This window comes from Cupriavidus sp. 22TCCZM04-2 (assembly GCF_057798895.1).
On record NZ_JBYOJS010000001.1, the window covers coordinates 610,400 to 625,440 of the forward strand.

Genomic DNA, 15,041 nt, shown 5'->3' on the forward strand with positions numbered 1-15,041 from the left:
TGATGCGCAAGACATGTCCCTCGCAAGGCGTTCTACGCTCAATCGATCAGCTTGCCCTGCGCATCGAAGAACGGATGCGCGGCGCCATATTCGCCGATCGCGGCGGCGTGTGTAACCAGGCCGTGCCGAGGATGCCACCAGTGCAGCAGGTAGCCGGGCGGCTCCATCCGGAAGCGCGACGGTGCCTGCGGGTCCAGGTCCAGCGCCACCTGATGCGCGGGACCGGGCGCGGTGATCGCGATGGTGCCGGCGAAGCGCCGTGTGATGTGGCGATGCAGGTGGCCACACAGTACGCGCTCGACCTGCGGGTGCTGTCGCACGACGGCCTCCAGCGCCGCCGCATTGTCCAGCCCCTGTTCGTCCATATGCCCGATGCCCGTGTGGAACGGCGGATGGTGCAGCAGCAGCAGCGTCGGCGTGGCCGGCGCCGCGGCGAGCGTGGCATGGAGCCATGGGAGTGCGGCGGGATCGACGCGTCCACCCGGCTTTCCGGGCACCGTGCAGTCGAACCCAACGAGACGCAGCGGCCCCGCGTCGACGGCATAGTGGACCGGCGCCTCACCGGCGCCGTTGGCGAACAGGTAGTCGTGATCGGCAAAGACGGCGCGCAGCTGGCTACGGCTGTCGTGATTGCCGGGCAGCAGCCGGTACGGCATCGGCAGGCGCTGCAGGATATCGCGCAGGAAACGGTACTCGGCCTCGGCGCCGAAGTCGACCAGGTCACCGGTGATGATGACCAGGTCCGGGCGTTGCGGCAGGGCCAGCAGTGTGTCGATCCAGCGGTGCAGCGCGCCGGCGGTATCGACCATCCGGTAGGAGAGCTTGCCGCCGGCCTTGATGTGCAGATCGGTGACATGCGCGACAAGATAGGGCGTGTTCATGCTGCCTCGGCCTCCGCCAGTGTGATCATGTGCGCGGTGTCGATGCGCAGCCCGATGCGCTCGCCGGCCTGCCAGCCGTCGCGCCGCGTGGTGTCGACGATCAGCGGCGCGCCGGCGCCGACGTCCACCAGCAGCCGCGTGCAGTTGCCGAGGAACAGCGCGGTGACGACGGCACCCTGCAAGTGCGCATTGCCGGCGGGTGCAAGCGCCACGTCCTCGGGCCGGAACATGAGTTCGGCGCGGGGGCTGGCCACCGTCGCGCCGTCGCGCGGCACCACGCCGCCCGGCACGCGCCACGCGCCGCCGTGCTCAGCCGTGGCGGAAAGGCGGTTCATCGTGCCGATGAAGTCAGCGACAAACGCGTTGGCCGGCGCGCGGTAGATCTCCTGCGGCGTGCCGGCCTGCGCGATGCGGCCCCGGTCCATGACGACGATGCGGTCGCCAAGCGCCATCGCCTCGGCCTGGTCATGCGTCACGTAGACGGCCGTGATGCGAAGGCTGCGCAACAGCTGGTTGATGTCGGCGCGCAGCGCATCGCGCAGCTTCGCGTCGAGCGCGGTCAGCGGCTCGTCCAGCAGCAGCACGCGCGGCTGCACGGCAATGGCGCGTGCCAGCGCCACGCGCTGGCGCTGGCCGCCCGAAAGCTGGTCGACGCGGCGGTCGGCGAACGGCCCGAGATGCATCATGCCGAGCATGTCGTCGATGCGCCGGCGTTGGGTGGCCGCGTCCACGCGGCGCACGCGCAGGCCGTAGCCGATGTTCTCGGCGACCGTCATGTTGGGAAACAGCGCATAGTTCTGGAACACCATGCCGACGCCGCGCTGCTCGATCGGCAGCGCCGTCACGTTGGCGTCGCCGAACCAGACCTCGCCGCCGGCGTCCGGCGACTCCAGTCCCGCGATGATGCGCAGCGTAGTGGTCTTGCCGCAGCCCGAGGGGCCGAGCAGCACCAGCGTCTCGGCGGCGCCGATGTCCAGGTCCAGCGGCTGCAGCGCCAGTGCGCCGTCGGCGAAGGTCTTGCCGCAGCGGCGCAGGCGAATGGTCGTGGATTCATGCATGGCGGGTCTCGGTGGGGGTGGCGGGCGCGGCGGTCACGGCCGGCACCTCGGCGCGGATGTGCCTGCGGGCGCGCGCGCCCATGGCGGCCAGCGCCTGCATCAGCACCAGCAGCGGAATGATCATCACGAAGAACACGATGGTGTAGGCGGAGCCGATCTCGAGCCGCATCGACGCATAGCTGTCGGCCAGTCCCACGGGTAGCGTCTGCGTGGTCGGCGTATGCAGCATCCAGGTCAGGTTGAATTCGCCAACCGACAGCGTGACCACCATCAGCGCGCCGGCCAGGATGCCCTGGCGGCAATTCGGCAGGATCACCGTGAAGAAGCGCTGCATGCGGCTCGCACCAAGGCTGGCGGCGGCGTCCTCGAGCGTGCGGATGTCGATGGCCGACAGGATCGCCAGCACGGCGCGCACCATGAACGGCAGCGTGAACAGCACGTGGCCGATCAGGATGAACACCCAGCTCGTGCGCAGCGCCTGCCACTGGCCGTAGAGCAGGATCAATCCGAGCGCGGTGGCCAGGCCCGGGATCGCCACGGGCAGCATCAGCAGCTCCTCGATCAGGCGCGTGACGCGGTTGCGGCGCAGCGCCATGTAGTACGCGGCGGGCACGCCGAGCACCAGCGTGCAGGCCAGGCAGGCGAACGCGATGCCAAGCGACAGGAAGATCGTATAGCGGTACAGCGACCAGACCTCTTCCAGCCAGCGCGTGGTCAGGCCGCTGGCAATGCCGACGAAAATATTGTTGGTGAGGCCGGCCAGCACGGAGAGCACGACCGGCACGATCATGAACAGGCAGACCGCGAGCGTCAGCGCGAGCTGCAGCCAGTAGCGAAGGCCGGGGCGAACGTTAGACATGATCAGGCTCCTACGCGGTGGCGGCGACGGCATCGCCGGAGAACCAGCGCGCCACCGCGAGCAGGGCCCAGGTCACGCTGCCCAGCAGGATGGACAGCGCGGCGGCCATGCCGAAGTTGGCGTAGTTGGTGAATTCGTTGTAGATCGTCAGCGGCAGCACATCGAGCTGCGTGGCCAGCGTGAAAGCGGTGCCGAACGCGCCCATGCTGGTCGCGAAACAGATCGCGCCGCTGGAGAGCATCGCCGGCATCAGCGCGGGCAGCATCACGTCGCGCACCACGCGCCACGGGCTCGCGCCGAGCGAGCGCGCGGCTTCCTCGAGCGAGGTGTCGAGCTTCTCCACCGCCGCCATCACGGTCAGGATCACGCGCGGAATCGAGAAGTACAGGTAGCCGACGAAGAGGCCGGCAAGCCCGTAGGCAAAGGCCCAGCGCTCGCCCGCGAGCCAGTCGCCGACCATCGCCGAGAGGCCGTTGCGCCCGCCGAGCATGATGACCATGAAGCCGATCACCACGCCGGGGAACGCCAGCGGGAACGTCAGCACCGCGACCAGCGCTGCCTTGCCCGGCACGGGGTTGCGCTGCAGGAACGTGCCGGCGATGCCGGCAATGACCAGCGTCGCCAGCGTGACGGCGCCGGACAGCAGCACGGTCACCATCAGGCTGTGCAGATAGCGCGGGCTCGTCAGCACGGTCCAGTACACGCCCGCGCCTTGCGGGCCGTCGACGCTGACCGCGACCAGGCGCGCCATCGGCAGGCAGAAGAACGCAAGGAATACGACCAGTGCCGGCAGCGCGAAGCCGAACAGGAGAAGATTTCGCTTTGTCATGGGAGGGGCCTTGCCGTGGCGTCGTCCCCGCTCGCGCTGCGCGCGGGGACGACCGACCATTACCAGCGCGTGCTCAGCGCACTTCCTTCAGGTACTGCTCGCTGAAGGCCTTCTGCACGTCGGCCATGCGGCCGAAGTCGACCGGCTTGGCACGCGCATACTCGGAGGCCGGCAGGAAGCGCGCCTGGACTTCCTTCGAGACCGCGCTGCTGCGCACCGGGCGCAGGTAGGCATTGGCCCACAGCGCCTGGCCGGCATCCGACAGCACGAAGTCCAGCACCTTGCGGCCCTCGGCCTCATGCGGGGCCTTGTTGACCAGGCTCATCACATAGGGCACCACGACCGTGCCTTCCTTCGGGATCACGAAGGCCACGTTGGCGTGGTCCTTGTAGCGGGCGCGGTACGCGTTGAAGTCATAGTCGAGCAGGATGGGGATCTCGCCCGAGAGCACGCGCGCGTAGGCGGTCTGCTTCGGCACGATCGGCTGATTCTTCTGCAGATCCTTGAAGTACTTGAACGCGGGACCGAAGTTGTCGAAGGTGCCGCCCAGCGCCTGGTTGACGGCGACCGCGCCGACGTAGCCGACGAACGCGCTGGCCGGGTCGAGATAGCCGATCAGGCCCTTGTACTCGGGCTTCTGCAGGTCGGCCCACGACTGCGGCACCGGCTTGCCGCGCAGCGCGTCGACGTTGACCATGAAGCCGAGCGTGCCCGAGTGGATCGCGAACCAGTTGCCCTGCGGGTCCTTCAGGCCGTCGGGGATGTCGTTCCAGTGCGCCGGCTTGTACGGTGCGGTCACACCGTCCTTCTTGGCCTGGATGCCGAAGGTCACGCCGTAGTAGACCACGTCGGCCACCGGGCTCGCCTTCTCCGTCACCAGCTGCGCCAGCGACTGGCCGGAGTTCTTGTTGTCCAGCGGCACGGTAACGCCGGTCTTTTCCTTGATGGCGCGGATCTGCGCGGCCCAGTCGGCCCATTCGGGCGGGCAGTTGTAGCAGATGGCGGTCTGCGCGAAGGCTCCGTGGCTGAATGCCGCGGCGGCGAACATCAGGGCGATCCGGCGCAGCGGGCGGCGCCAGGCGGAGAACGGTTGCATGAGAGGCTCCTTGGTTGGCAACTGTCGGTGGTGAAGACGCTGGGTTATGGGATACGCGGGACACGCGCGCGAGTACTCGGATTGGCACGCTCCGGCGGCGCCGCGATGGTGCCGGTCACGCGCAAAGCGTGCGGCAGCAGCGTCACGCGCGCGGGCGCCGGCGCGTCGTCGGGCGCGGCGCGCAGCCGCGCCAGCAGATGGCGCACGGCCCGGGCGCCGATGTCGGTGTTGGGCTGCACCACGGTCGCGAGCGTCGGCTCGACCACGCTGCCGAGCGCGATGCCGTCGTAGCCGAGCACGGACACGTCGGCCGGCACGCGCAGGCCGAGCCGGCCGAGGTCGGCGATCACGCCGATCGCAAGCAGGTCGTTGGTGCAGAAGAAGGCCGTGGGGGCGTCGTCAGCGTCCATCAGCGCGCGGATCTGCGCCGCATTGCTGGCGGTGTGCGACGGCAGGCAGAGTGCCGGAACCGGTTCGAGGCCGTGTTCGCGCATCGCGTCCTGGTAGCCGGCAAAGCGCTGGCGCGCGCGGTCCGAGGCGACGAACGCGCCCGAGACCACGACGATGCGCCGGTGCCCGGCGGCGATCAGCGTCTCCACGCCCGCGCACGCGCTGCCGCGGTTGTCCACGGAAACGGAATGCCGCCGGCCGCGCACGCTGGCCTGGTTGTACGCAAGCACATAGGGCACGCCCTCGGCGTCGAGCTGGTCCAGCACCGCGCTGCGGGCGGCATCGGCAACCGTCAGCACCATGCCGTCGACGCGATGGCGCAGCAGGTACTCCACGCGCTCGCGCTCGCGTGCCGGGTCGTAGCCGCTCGTCACCAGCATCAGCGAGTAGCCGGCGGCGAGCGCCGCCTCCTCGATCCCGCGCCAGCATTCGGCGAACACCGCGTTGTCCATCGTCGGCAGCATCACGCCGATCATCCGGGACTGCTGGGCGCGCAGCTTGCTGCCGAGCAGGTTCGGGCGAAAGCTCAGCTTATGCGCCGCGTCGAGCACACGCTGTGCGGTGCTGTCGCGCACCAAGGCGGGCGTACTGAAGACGCGCGACGCAGTCGCCAGCGACACGCGCGCGGCCTGAGCCACGTCCAGCAGCGTCGCGCCGCCGCTGTCGGGCCTGGCTTCCGGCTTGCCATCGATGAGGTGTCTTCGCGTCACGGCTGAGTGTTTCGAGAATTGCCGGCAACCACAGCAGCGCGGCCGGATGAAAACGTTTTCATTGAAGGCGGAAAAAATCGGGAGTCAAGACATTCCGTCGCTGCGCCGCGTCACGCGGGCAGCCGGGAAGGCTCGGCCCCCTGCTTTGCTGCGCATTGTCGGAGGCCGGCATGACAGGGCGATGACAGCGGCGCGAGTCGTATCGCATGGCCCGGCATCGGCACTATGGAATTTTGGCGCCGCCAGCCTCAGGCAGGCGGTGGCTAGCGCCATCGTTCAGCGCGTCATACCCGCCTGATGAGGCAGGCGCTCGGCAGCATACGAGTCGACACTGGCGCTCTGTGGCGCATAGCCGTCGTTCAGTGTTCCGAGGAAAGCGATCACGTCGCGGATATCGGCTTCGGACCAGACCGGCTGTTCGCCCCGATGAAGCGTGAAGGGTGCGTTGATGCGATCGACATTTTCCTGCATCGCTTCCGGCAGGTCGTCGAACTGGCGCTTGCTGCCGGGATGCGGATACCACTTTTGTGGATCGGTATCGCGCTCCACATAGAACCGCAGCGCGTCTTCCAGCGTGTGGAAGCGCCCGTTATGGAAGAACGCCCCACGCGTGGCGACGTTGCGAAGCGTGGGTGTCTTGAACATGCCGCAATAGGCCTGCTCCTGCTTCTGGTCGGTCCGTGCAGGGCCGCACAGCCCCATGTCGTAGTAGTCACGATCGGCGTTGGCCGGAATTTCCGGATTGCGCGGCACGCCGATCGCCGCGAAGCTGAAATCGGTCAGCAGGGGGTGCGCGCCGTTGGCGCCAGGCTCAACGATGTGGCAGGCGGCGCAATTGCCGCCATCCCGATCCTTGAACAGCTTGAGGCCGCGCAGCTCCTGCGCGCTGAGTTCCACCTTGCCGTCCAGGTAAAGATCGAACTTGCTGTCGTAGGGCTGGAAGCTCGGGTCGTCAAGCTGGAAGCGCTGCAATGCCTGGCCCAGAGCCTTGAAGGCTGCCTCGGGCCGGAAGAAGATGTCAGGGCCGAAGACTTCGCGGAATCGCTGCGCGTAGGCACTCCTGGCAAGGCGCTCCACCACGGCCTCAATATCCGGATTGGCCATTTCGTTCGCGGCCAGCAACGGCGCCGCCGCTTGCTCGGCCATGGTGTTGAAGCGGCCATCCCAGGTAAAACCGCCAACAGGGACATTGTCGGTATCGGTCAGGCGCTCGCGCAGGTTCGACTGGTAAGTCTTGAACCAGGCTGGCGTGCGCCGCAGATAGCGCAGCGACGGCACTGCCCGGGTGCCGTGGGCCTGCAGGTCCGGCCCGCCCAGTTGCACGGCCAGTGCATTGGGCGGACCGTAAGCGTGGTCGGGACTATGGCAGCTCGAACACGACATACGACCCGACGCCGACAGCGAAGCGTCAGAGAATGCCAGCCGGCCGAGTTCGGCCACCGCCTTGCCGGAGGGCGCGGCGGCAGGCTTCGACTCGCGGCCACATGCGCTCAGGCAAAAAGCGGCCGCCGCGATAAGGGCGGCTCCCGCCTTGCGCCAGTTCATGTTCACTGCAGGTTGGTGAAGATGTCGGTACCGAAAGCCGCCAGGTTCTTGTCGTCGGCGTAGCCCAGGTACTCATTGGTCTGGAAGATGTTCTCCAGGCTCTTGAGCAGCGAATAATGGTTGTACGGCGTGTTGCTCACCGTACCAGGCTTGATGTACTTCGAGAGCATGACAGCACCGACACGGTCGCCCCCCACGCCCTGATAGTGCAGCTTATATTGCAAGCTCGGCGAAACCGCCAGGATCGCATCGTCCGGTCGCGTGACGTTGGGGCCAGCCTGCTGGCCGCAGCACGCATCGCCGGGCAGATTCAGCGTCACCGTCGTCACGCCGTTGGCGGTCGTCGAGCCGGCCGGAACGATGTCGGCCGATTCATCGAAGTTGATGATGATGAGGCCGTCCTTCTGGTACGCGGGCGACGCCTGAATGATCGCGATCCACTTTTTCAGGAAGGCGTTGATCGAAAACAGGCCGCCCTTGTCACCGTTGACACAGGGCTTGGCGCCGGTGCCATCGCCGTCGTGGCCGTCATCGCAGAGGTTCGGCGTGATGAACACGAAATTGGGGGTGGTGTCAATCGACTTCAGGTCATTTACCAGGTTCGCCTCCAGGTTCACGACGTGGCTATCGCAATAGCTCTGGTTGTCGATGATCGAATGGAAATAGACAAACGGATTATGGCGGGTCGCGTACTGGTCGCCCTTCGGAACGTCGGCCGTCGGTGCCTGAGGGGACTGGGTATTGTCGATGGCGCCGATCTTCGGATGGCCGCAGGTCGCCGACTCACGGGCCGGGTCGTTGCCCATGTCCCCCATGTAGCCTTTCCAGGTCATGCCCAGGTTATCCAGCTGGTTGGCGAAGGTCTTCACTTCCTTGGGATACACGCAGCCCATGCCGTTCTTCGTCTTCAGCACTTTCGGATTGCCGGCGTCCCAGCCGTCGGCGATCGCGTCGTTGAAGCCCTGGAAGCAATCGCTCTGCGTTTCCTTGGTGGAGGGCTGGCCACTCATCATGGCGATGTAGTTGTCCAGGCTGACGTGCCCAGTACCGTAGTACTGGGTCAGCAGCGCACCCTGCTTCGCCATGGTTTGCAGGTCGGGGTCCTGCGTGCTGGAGCCGAAGGTGTCGTTGTAGTTCTTGTTTTCCATGGTCAGCACGAAGACGTGCTTGATTGACTGCATGGCCGGCGGCGCACTGTCGCCAGCGCTGTTGCAGGCGCTTAGGGCACCAGCAACCGTGACACAAGAAATCAGCGCGCAGGCGGCTCGGCCCAACCCGCCGAACGAATATCGGCTCTTGAACAGCATTGATAACTCCCGGATCGGCCGGGCTCTTGTGGGGGCGCCCTTGCCATGGTTTTGTCATGCCCAAGGCTCGACTGTTGACTAGTCACCTCGGGAGTGGGGATTGTCTGGATATTCGATGACAAACCAATGAAACGGGTTGCACCGGGACGCTGTCCGGGCGCCCCTCGCGATGCCTTTCATGAACGAACTCGAAACAATGCGAACTACAGAACTGGCGTGCCCATCGCCGCCGAGCCAATTTGCGTCCGATGTCAGAGAAGGAAGGCCTACCTCGTCCCTGATTTTGTAGGGATTGCCCCCTCCCCAAGGCGGTTCATAGACTCTTCCCGCGTCGCCAGCCACTCTGGCAGCCGTCGAGAAAGGAGCCTCATGAACACGCACCATTCCCACCCCGCCCCGCACGAGACAGGGATGGACCGGGACCTTGGCAATGCCCTGGAGATGTTTCGCGCAGCAGTCCGGCGCACGCCAGACGCCGCAGCGATTCAATACTTCGACGCGGCGCTGACCTATGCCGAACTCGATCGACTGAGCGACGCCTTCGCCGCGCTGCTGCTCGAGCACCGGTTCGTCCGCGGCGACCGGGTCATGATCTACCTGCAGAACATGCCGCACTTCCACATCGCCATGCTCGGCGCCTGGAAGGCGGGCGGTATCGCCGTACCGATCAACATCATGAATCGCGAGCGCGAGCTGTCTCTGCTCCTCGACAATGTCGAGCCGCATACCGTGGTGATGCTTCCGGATCGGTACCGCGACGTCTACGCAATGCTGGCCACGAGCGTGCACCGGCCCCGCCTGGTGCTCGGCGCATCGCCTTTCGACTTCCAGACGCGCAACGATGCGCGCGTCCTGCCGGACACCCTGCCGCGCACGGCGAAAGGCCTGCCGGACATGTCGACGGAAATTGCCCGGCATGAGGGCGCAAGTCCCCCGGCGATCGACCTCGCTGGTAGCGACCTAGCCTATATCGTCTACACCTCGGGCACTACCGGCACACCCAAGGGCGCCCAGATCCTGCACCAGAACATTGTCGCAGGCGTGGGAATGATCCGCCGGTCCAGCGACACCCCGAGCGGCGCGCGCTTCCTCGGCATGGCGCCACTGTTCCACGTCACCGGGCTGACGATGCAGGTGAACCTGTGCCTCTGCGTATCGGGTTGCCTGATCCTGACCTATCGCTTCGATCCCGCGGTGATGGTGGAAGCGGTGCGCGAGCATGGCGCCACACATGTCTCCGGCGCGGCGACCGCGTACATCGCCATGATGAACGTGCCGGGCGCCGGCCCCTGGGACATGGCCAGCATCCGCGTGGCAGGCTCGGGTGGCGCACCGACGCCACCTGCCCTGATCCGCGTGGTCGAGTCCTTCCTGGGCACGCCGATCCAGATCGGCTACGGCCTCACGGAAACGCTTATCGCCACGCACAGGACACCTCAGGGCGAGCCCATTCCGGTCGACGCGGCAAGCGGTGCGTTGTCCATCGGGCCAGTCATGCCGGGCATGAGCGCGTGGATCGAGAACAGCGACGGTCAACCGGCGGCCGCCGGCGAAATCGGCGAAATCGTGGTGTCCGGACCGACGCTGTGCGCCGGCTACTGGCGCAAGCCCGCGGAAAGCGCCGAGGCCCTTCGGCCGGAAGGCTTCCGGACCGGCGACATCGGCTTCCGCGACGAAAACGGCTGGTACTACATCGTCGATCGCAAGAAGGACATGATCAGCGCGAGCGGCTTCAAGGTGTGGCCTCGCGAAGTCGAAGACGTGCTCTACACCCATCCGGCGGTCCGCGAGGCGGCCGTGGTCGGCATCCCCGACGCCTATCGCGGCGAACAGGTTCGCGCGGTCGTCAGCCTGCGACCCGGCGCTCGGGCGACGCCGGACGAGCTTCTTACCCATTGCCGCACGCGCCTGGCCGCCTACAAGTGCCCGCGCGAGATGCGAGTCGTCGACGAACTGCCCAAGACTCCGTCCGGGAAAATCCTGCGACGGGAACTGCGGGACAACTGAGCGGCGTCGCCACAACCCTTACCCCAACGGAGAACACTGCATGGACTACCAGATCGTTGCAGAAGGCCTTCGCTTTCCCGAAGGCCCCATCTGGATGAAAGACGGCTCGGTGATCGTGGTCGAGATCGCCGCCGGACGGCTCACCCGGATCGGCCCGGACGGCACCCGGGAAACCATCGCGGACCTGGGTGGCGGGCCCAACGGTGCGGCGATCGGCCCCGACGGCCGCGTCTACGTGTGCAACAACGGCGGCTTTGCCTGGACCGAGCACGACGGACTGCTCTTCCCGGGACGCCAGCCGGCGGATTACTCGGGCGGCCGCATCGAAGTGGTCGACCTCGACAGCGGCCGCGTAGAGCGCCTGTACGACAGTTGCGACGGCATCCCGCTGAAGGGGCCGAACGATCTCGTCTTCGACAACCAGGGCGGCTTCTATTTCACCGACTGCGGCAAGAGCCGGGAACACGAGGTAGATGTCGGCGGCGTGTTCTACGCAAAGGCCGACGGCTCCTCGATCCGGGCGGTGGCGCGCGGGCTCCTGCGGCCGAATGGCTGCGGCCTCGCCCCCGACGGCAAGACGCTGTATGTCGCGCTGACGAGCGAGCGCCTGCTGCTCGCCCTGGACCTCACCGGCGCGGGCGAGGCAGCGCCGTCCTGGCCCAGCTCCGGACGTGTGGTGACCTCCTTCCCCGGCCGCCAATGGCTGGACTCCCTGGCCGTCACCGCCGACGGGCATGTCTGCGTGGCGGCACTGGTCGAGAACCATGGCATCGCTTCGGTGGACCCGGGCACGGGTGCGGTCACCCATTTCCCCCTGCCAGATGTCATCACGACCAACATCTGTTTTGGCGGCGCGGACATGCGCGATGCGTGGATCACGCTGTCCGCCACCGGCAAGCTGATCAGGACCCGCTGGGAGCGCCCGGGACTGCGTCTCGCCCACTACGCCTGAACAGGCCAGTTCCAATCTTCACAGCCAGCCGGGCGGCAAGCCGCCGCCCACGCCAAGGCCGCAATAAAATCATGACCGAACAAGCCACCAGTACCTGGACCGAACAGAACGCGGGCGTCATGCCCATACGGGAAGCACATCGCTTCGATGAAAAACGGTTGTCCGAATGGATGGCCGCCCATATCCCGGGATTCGTCGGTCCCGTGACGATCGATCAGTACAAAGGCGGCCAGTCGAACCCTACCTACCGGCTGACCACACCCGGGGGCGTTTACGTCATGCGCCGCCGGCCGTCAGGCGTGCTCGCCCGCTCCGCGCACGCGATCGACCGCGAGTACCGCGTCATCTCCGCGCTGCACGACAGCGGCGTACCGGTAGCCCGCGCCTTCGGCATGTGCACGGACGAATCCGTGATTGGCAGCTGGTTCTACATCATGGAATGCGTCGAGGGCCGGATCTTCTGGAACGCGACCTTGCCGACCACGTCCCGCGAGGAGCGCAGGACCTGCTTCATGGCGATGAACCGCACCCTGGCCCGCCTACATACGCTCAATCCCCAGGCCCTGGGGCTGGGCGATTTCGGGCAGCCGGGCAACTACATTCAGCGGCAAATCGCGCGCTTCGCGCAGCAATACCTTGGCGACGAACAGGCGGGCCGAGTGCCGGCGCTCGACCGTCTCATCGAATGGCTGCCGGCGAATATTCCGCCGGGAGAGGAAACCGCCCTCGTCCATGGCGATTTCCGCGCCGACAACATGATCTTTCACCGAGGCGAACCACGGGTGATCGCGGTGCTCGACTGGGAACTCTCGACGCTCGGCCATCCCCTGGCCGACCTCGCCTATCACACCATGATGTACCGGACGTCTACCGGTCTGGCCGGCATCGATCTGGAAGCCGCTGGCATCCCGACCGAGGACGAGTACCTGGACCTCTACTGCGAGCACACCGGGCGACCGGAGATTCGTCACTACGATTTCTACGTAGCGTTCAACCTGTTCCGGCTCGCCGCGATCATCCACGGCATCAAGGGCCGTGCTCTGCGCGGAAACGCGAGTTCCGCACACTCCAGTGAAGTCATCAAGCGCCTACAGCCGCTGGCCGATCTCGCCTGGCAGCAGGCCGAACGGGCCATGGCCCATTAACCCTCAGGTATCGCACCGATGGATTTCTCCCTCTCCGACAGGCAAACGCACTGGCGCGACCGCGTCGACGCCTTCATGCAGGCCTATGTCTACCCTGCCGAACAGCGCTACGAAGCCGAAGTGGACCGCGGCGACCGCTGGAAGGCCGTGCCCGTCATCGAAGAACTGAAGCGGCGCGCGCGCGAGGCCGGCCTGTGGAACCTGTTCATGCCACCGTCCCACGGCCCCGTTGTGAACGACTACAGGTTCGACGGCCCGGGACTGAGCAACCTCGAGTATGCGCTGGTCGCCGAAACCATGGGCAAAGTGCCGTGGTCGCCAGAAGTGTTCAACTGTTCGGCGCCGGACAGCGGCAACATGGAAGTCCTGCTGCGCTACGGCGACGTGTTCCAGCAGAATCGCTGGCTGGCACCGCTGATGGACGGCGAAATTCGCTCGGCGTTCCTGATGACCGAACCAGACGTGGCCTGCTCGGATGCCACCAACGTCGAGACGAGCATCGTCCGCGACGGCGATCACTACGTCATCAACGGCCGCAAGTGGTGGTCGAGCGGCGTCGGCGACCCGCGCTGCGAGATCGCCATCGTCATGGGCAAGACCGACGCCACTGCCCCCGTACACCGGCAGCAATCCATGATTCTCGTGCCGATGGACGCGCCCGGCGTGGAAGTCACGCGAATGCTCAAGGTCTTCGGTTATGACCATGCCCCGCACGGCCACGGCGAGGTGATCCTGAAGGACGTGCGCGTGCCTGCCGGCAACCTGCTGCTAGGCGAGGGGCGGGGCTTCGAGATCGCACAGGGGCGTCTCGGCCCGGGCCGGATCCATCACTGCATGCGCGTGGTGGGCGTCGCGGAACGGGCGCTCGAACTCATGAGCAAAAGGCTGATGAGCCGCGTGGCGTTCGGCCGCCGGTTGTCGGATCAGTCCGTCTGGGAGCAGCGCATCGCCGAGGCACGCATCGACATCGAGATGACCCGGCTGCTGTGCCTGAAAGCCGCCGACATGATGGACCGCGACGGCAACCAGGCGGCCCGCTCGGAAATTGCGATGATCAAGGTCGCCGCGCCGCGCATGGCCTGCCGGATCATCGACGATGCGATCCAGGCCTTCGGCGGCGCCGGCGTCTGCCAGGACACCGAGTTGGCGCACCTGTACGCGGTCACCCGTACGATCCGAATTGCCGACGGCCCGGACGAAGTGCACAACCGCACCATCGCCCGGCTCGAATTCGGCAAGTACCGGCAACGCTGAGTCCGGCGAGGCGATCGAGCGGTATGGCCCTACCCGCGCGTGGCGGGATCGCCGTCGATCTCGCCGCGCTGCCAGGCCAGCGAGACTAGTTGCGGCAGGTTCCTTGCGCCAAGGCGGCGCATGGCGTTGCCAAGGTATTCGCGCACGGTGAATGGCGAGAGCGTCAGCGTCTTCGCCACTTCCTTCATGGTGCGGCCCGCGGCAATGAGGCGCAGGCACTCCCGCTCGCGCTTGCTCAGCCGGCCACTGGCTCGGCTCGCGCAAGGACTTCCCTTATGCAGCTCAAGCGTGTCGATAAACGTGTATGCCACGGCCAGCAAGGCGCCATAGGCCCCGTCTGCCACCCGCGCGGCGGCTCCCGGCTCGGCGCTGGTCCAGCCGACGAGCGAGGTGACGCCGCTCGGCAGATGGACCGGCACGATGATGTTCGACGCCATACCGAAGTGCTGGTGAACCTTCCGCAGCGACCGGTCCACCGTACCGAGTTCGGCCTCCGCGCCATCGAGCAGGCTGCTGACGAAGGGCATTCGCTCGTAGCGGGTCCGCTGCACATCGCACTGCTTGGCCGTGATCGCTTCGGCCCGCCACCAGCGCAGCATCTCGCCGGGCACGCCGAGGCAAGCCTGGAGTTCCTCGTGATGGCGCTCGGCGGCGATATTGTCGATGAAGGTCGGGTTGGGCATGCCGATGACCCGGCCAACCTCGAGCAGGCCATCCAGCGCGACATCCAGTGAGCGAGTCGCGCGGGACTGGACCGATGCCTCGATAATCCGGCTGACCATTTCGGCGTGCCCGGGCTGTGGGTTGCTGATGTTGGCAGGCAATGTCATGGGCAGACAATGGTCTCGGCAAGAGGCCATCCCGCTATTGCTTTCATTGTCTTCTCCTGGATCTTCTTGCTCCGGGTGCCTGCGCCGGGGCGAGGGAATCGGGGGCCAAAGGTGCCAC

General features: G+C 66.4%; 13 protein-coding genes. 4 read left to right on the forward strand and 9 right to left on the reverse strand.

All coding sequences use genetic code 11. The features are described 5' to 3' along the window. Window positions 1-38: 38 nt before the first annotated feature. The 8 genes from AC3FKG_RS02835 to AC3FKG_RS02870 all read right to left on the reverse strand — a co-directional run bounded on the left by AC3FKG_RS02835 (window position 39) and on the right by AC3FKG_RS02870 (window position 8,609). On the reverse strand, window positions 39-881 hold the full coding sequence (locus AC3FKG_RS02835; RefSeq protein WP_483709359.1) for a phosphodiesterase: 843 nt from the start codon (window positions 879-881) through the stop codon (window positions 39-41). Continuing rightward, window positions 878-1,939, reverse strand: a complete 1,062-nt coding sequence (locus AC3FKG_RS02840; RefSeq protein ID WP_488742362.1) for an ABC transporter ATP-binding protein — start codon at window positions 1,937-1,939, stop codon at window positions 878-880. The genes AC3FKG_RS02835 and AC3FKG_RS02840 overlap by 4 nt, the downstream gene beginning before the upstream one ends. Beyond that, window positions 1,932-2,798 (reverse strand): ABC transporter permease, encoded by an 867-nt coding sequence (locus AC3FKG_RS02845; protein WP_488742363.1) that lies wholly within the window; start codon window positions 2,796-2,798, stop codon window positions 1,932-1,934. Before AC3FKG_RS02845 ends, AC3FKG_RS02840 begins: the two co-directional genes overlap by 8 nt. Window positions 2,799-2,808: 10 nt before the next feature. Continuing rightward, the gene (locus AC3FKG_RS02850; protein ID WP_483709363.1) at window positions 2,809-3,627 is read right to left on the reverse strand and encodes an ABC transporter permease; all 819 of its coding nucleotides are present in this window, start codon (window positions 3,625-3,627) and stop codon (window positions 2,809-2,811) included. 73 nt (window positions 3,628-3,700) lie between these two features. Next, entirely contained in the window at window positions 3,701-4,723 is a 1,023-nt protein-coding gene (locus AC3FKG_RS02855) for an ABC transporter substrate-binding protein (RefSeq protein WP_488742364.1), read from the reverse strand. A gap of 44 nt (window positions 4,724-4,767) precedes the next feature. Next, a complete protein-coding gene (locus AC3FKG_RS02860; protein ID WP_483709365.1) occupies window positions 4,768-5,883 on the reverse strand; it encodes a substrate-binding domain-containing protein in 1,116 nt (371 codons plus the stop codon). Between the two features lie 276 nt (window positions 5,884-6,159). Continuing rightward, the gene (locus AC3FKG_RS02865; protein ID WP_488742365.1) at window positions 6,160-7,428 is read right to left on the reverse strand and encodes a cytochrome-c peroxidase; all 1,269 of its coding nucleotides are present in this window, start codon (window positions 7,426-7,428) and stop codon (window positions 6,160-6,162) included. A gap of 2 nt (window positions 7,429-7,430) precedes the next feature. Then, entirely contained in the window at window positions 7,431-8,609 is a 1,179-nt protein-coding gene (locus AC3FKG_RS02870) for an alkaline phosphatase family protein (protein WP_488742366.1), read from the reverse strand. A gap of 537 nt (window positions 8,610-9,146) precedes the next feature. Between AC3FKG_RS02870 and AC3FKG_RS02875 the strand changes: the two genes are divergently transcribed. The 4 genes from AC3FKG_RS02875 (at window position 9,147) to AC3FKG_RS02890 (ending at window position 14,093) form a co-directional block, all read left to right on the forward strand. Further along, complete coding sequence (locus tag AC3FKG_RS02875) at window positions 9,147-10,742, forward strand: class I adenylate-forming enzyme family protein (protein WP_488742367.1); 1,596 nt, start codon at window positions 9,147-9,149, stop codon at window positions 10,740-10,742. Window positions 10,743-10,782: 40 nt separating this feature from the next. After that, the gene (locus AC3FKG_RS02880) at window positions 10,783-11,694 is read left to right on the forward strand and encodes an SMP-30/gluconolactonase/LRE family protein (protein ID WP_488742368.1); all 912 of its coding nucleotides are present in this window, start codon (window positions 10,783-10,785) and stop codon (window positions 11,692-11,694) included. Window positions 11,695-11,765: 71 nt separating this feature from the next. Next, complete coding sequence (locus AC3FKG_RS02885; RefSeq protein ID WP_488742369.1) at window positions 11,766-12,839, forward strand: phosphotransferase; 1,074 nt, start codon at window positions 11,766-11,768, stop codon at window positions 12,837-12,839. Between the two features lie 18 nt (window positions 12,840-12,857). Further along, window positions 12,858-14,093: an acyl-CoA dehydrogenase family protein gene (locus tag AC3FKG_RS02890; protein ID WP_488742370.1), complete on the forward strand. Its 1,236-nt coding sequence runs from the start codon at window positions 12,858-12,860 to the stop codon at window positions 14,091-14,093. Window positions 14,094-14,122: 29 nt separating this feature from the next. On the opposite strand, the gene AC3FKG_RS02895 is transcribed toward AC3FKG_RS02890, so the two are convergent. Further along, window positions 14,123-14,923, reverse strand: coding sequence for a helix-turn-helix transcriptional regulator (locus tag AC3FKG_RS02895; RefSeq protein WP_488742371.1), 801 nt, complete (start codon window positions 14,921-14,923; stop codon window positions 14,123-14,125). Window positions 14,924-15,041 lie beyond the last annotated feature (118 nt).

Coding starts and splice junctions, on each gene's coding strand:
- AC3FKG_RS02835 (WP_483709359.1), bottom strand. CDS start 881: ATGAACACGCCCTATCTTGTCGCGCATGTCACCGATCTGCACATCAAG.
- AC3FKG_RS02840 (WP_488742362.1), bottom strand. CDS start 1,939: ATGCATGAATCCACGACCATTCGCCTGCGCCGCTGCGGCAAGACCTTC.
- AC3FKG_RS02845 (WP_488742363.1), bottom strand. CDS start 2,798: ATGTCTAACGTTCGCCCCGGCCTTCGCTACTGGCTGCAGCTCGCGCTG.
- AC3FKG_RS02850 (WP_483709363.1), bottom strand. CDS start 3,627: ATGACAAAGCGAAATCTTCTCCTGTTCGGCTTCGCGCTGCCGGCACTG.
- AC3FKG_RS02855 (WP_488742364.1), bottom strand. CDS start 4,723: ATGCAACCGTTCTCCGCCTGGCGCCGCCCGCTGCGCCGGATCGCCCTG.
- AC3FKG_RS02865 (WP_488742365.1), bottom strand. CDS start 7,428: ATGAACTGGCGCAAGGCGGGAGCCGCCCTTATCGCGGCGGCCGCTTTT.
- AC3FKG_RS02870 (WP_488742366.1), bottom strand. CDS start 8,609: ATGCAGTCAATCAAGCACGTCTTCGTGCTGACCATGGAAAACAAGAAC.
- AC3FKG_RS02875 (WP_488742367.1), top strand. CDS start 9,147: ATGGACCGGGACCTTGGCAATGCCCTGGAGATGTTTCGCGCAGCAGTC.
- AC3FKG_RS02880 (WP_488742368.1), top strand. CDS start 10,783: ATGGACTACCAGATCGTTGCAGAAGGCCTTCGCTTTCCCGAAGGCCCC.
- AC3FKG_RS02885 (WP_488742369.1), top strand. CDS start 11,766: ATGACCGAACAAGCCACCAGTACCTGGACCGAACAGAACGCGGGCGTC.
- AC3FKG_RS02890 (WP_488742370.1), top strand. CDS start 12,858: ATGGATTTCTCCCTCTCCGACAGGCAAACGCACTGGCGCGACCGCGTC.
- AC3FKG_RS02895 (WP_488742371.1), bottom strand. CDS start 14,923: ATGACATTGCCTGCCAACATCAGCAACCCACAGCCCGGGCACGCCGAA.